We start from the raw sequence: 1697 nt of genomic DNA, 5'->3' as shown, positions 1-1697 counted from the left end.
CCGACCGGCCCGCCGGACGCGACGGGCGCCGCGGCCGCCGCGCGGTCCTGGTCGAGGAGGCTGCCGAGGTTCTGCGCGAACTGCTGCAGGAGCTTGTCCGAGACGGTGTTCACCGCGCCCTTGCCGAACTGGGCTATCTTTCCGCGGATCACCAGGTCCGTCTCCAGCCGGAGTTCGGCCCCCTCGGGCACCGACGCCACTTCCAGCGCGACGGCCGCCTCCGCGTCGCCGCTGCCGTGCGTGTCGGCGCCGGTGGCCTGCACCCGCAGCGTCCGGCGCTCCTCGTCGACTTCGAGGAACCGCACGGTGCCGGCGTAGGCGGCGGTGATCGGGCCCACCTTGACCTTCACCCGCCCCTGCCAGGCGTCGCCGTCGCGACCGGTGAGGGCGGCGCCCGGCATGCAGGAGACCACCCGCTCGACGTCGTTGACGAGGGCGAAGACCTCCTGCGGCGAAGCCTTCACGGTGACGTGGTTGCTCAGTTGCACGGGCCCTCCTCGCTCGTGGCCGCCCGACGCCGGCCGGCGCAGTCCTCGATCGCGTCGACGATCGTCTGGTAGCCGGTGCACCGGCACAGGTTCGCGGCGACCACCTCGCGTATCTCCTCCCTGCTCGGCGCCGGCTGCTCGGCGAGGTGGCCCTCGGCGAGCATCAGGAACCCGGGCGTGCAGAAGCCGCACTGCAACGCGTGGTGCTCGGTGAACGCCTGCTGGAGGTCCGAGAGCCGGCGCCCGGGCGCGCCGCCACCGTCGAGCGACTCGACGGTCTCGACGGCGCTCCCCTCCGCCTGCGCGGCGAAGGTGAGGCACGCACGCGCGGGCGCCCCGTCGATCAGGACGGTGCAGGCGCCGCAGATGCCGTGCTCGCAGCCGACGTGGGTGCCGGTGAGCCCCAGGTCGTGCCGGAGGACGTCGACGAGGGTGCGGCGGGACTCGACGAGTACCTCGTGCGCCTCGCCGTTGACCTCCAGCGTCAACAACTGCCGGTCCGGCGGCTCGTGGGTGATCCGGGACATCAGGCACGCTCCAGGGCTTCGGCGACGGTTTCCGGGGTGACGGGTGTCCGATCGAGCTCGACGCCCGTCGGGCGGAGCGCGTCGTTGACGGCGTTGAGCACCGCGCCGGGCGCGCCGATGGTGCCGCCCTCGCCGGCGCCCTTGGCGCCGGTCTCGGTGAAGGCGCACGGCGTCTCCAGGTGGGCGATGCCGATCTCGGGGATCTCCATGGCGGTGGGCACCCGGTAGTCCATGAAGCTGGTCGCCGAGGGCTCGCCCTGGGCGTCGTAGGTGATCTCCTCGAAGAGCGCGCCTGCGATGCCCTGCGCGATCCCCCCGCGGCACTGGCCCTCGACGACCTGCGGGTTGATCGCCACCCCGCAGTCCTCCACGCAGACGTACCGCACGATCTCCACCTGGCCGGTCGCTTCGTGGAGCTCCACCACGACGCCGTGCGTGGCGTTGGAGAAGGTGCCGTCGTTGAAGACGTCGAAGCTCGCCGTCGCCGAGAGTCCCGGCTCGACGCCCTTCGGCAGCAGGTGCGACTTCAGGTAGGCGATCTCCGCGAGCTCCGGATAGCCGAGCGTGCTGCCGTCGTCGGCGTTGCGCGCCCGGCCGTCGCCCAACTCCACGCGGTCCGGGCCGACTTCCCACCGGGAGGCGGCGATCAGCCGCAGCTTCTCGCCGAGTTTCCCGGCGGCGA

The 1697-nt window shown here is 72.7% G+C and carries 3 protein-coding genes; all 3 read right to left on the bottom strand.

What is annotated here, in order from left to right; translation table 11 throughout:
* Positions 1 to 488, bottom strand: a 488-nt coding sequence (locus UWG_RS0101980; protein ID WP_016905527.1) for an SRPBCC family protein, incomplete at its 3' end; no start/stop codon positions are given.
* Positions 479 to 1015 (bottom strand): (2Fe-2S)-binding protein, encoded by a 537-nt coding sequence (locus tag UWG_RS0101975; protein WP_016905526.1) that lies wholly within the window; start codon positions 1013 to 1015, stop codon positions 479 to 481. The genes UWG_RS0101975 and UWG_RS0101980, both read right to left, overlap by 10 nt.
* On the bottom strand, positions 1015 to 1697 hold a 683-nt coding region (locus UWG_RS29315; protein WP_033195917.1), incomplete at its 5' end, for a xanthine dehydrogenase family protein molybdopterin-binding subunit. The genes UWG_RS29315 and UWG_RS0101975, both read right to left, overlap by 1 nt.

Origin of the sequence: Streptomyces xiaopingdaonensis, assembly GCF_000262345.1 — a bacterium.
GTDB lineage: Bacteria > Actinomycetota > Actinomycetes > Streptomycetales > Streptomycetaceae > Streptomyces > Streptomyces xiaopingdaonensis.
Note: the sequence above shows the minus strand (reverse complement) of the source record. Positions and strands in the feature narration are given on the sequence as shown.

Coding starts and splice junctions, on each gene's coding strand:
- UWG_RS0101975 (WP_016905526.1), bottom strand. CDS start 1,015: ATGTCCCGGATCACCCACGAGCCGCCGGACCGGCAGTTGTTGACGCTG.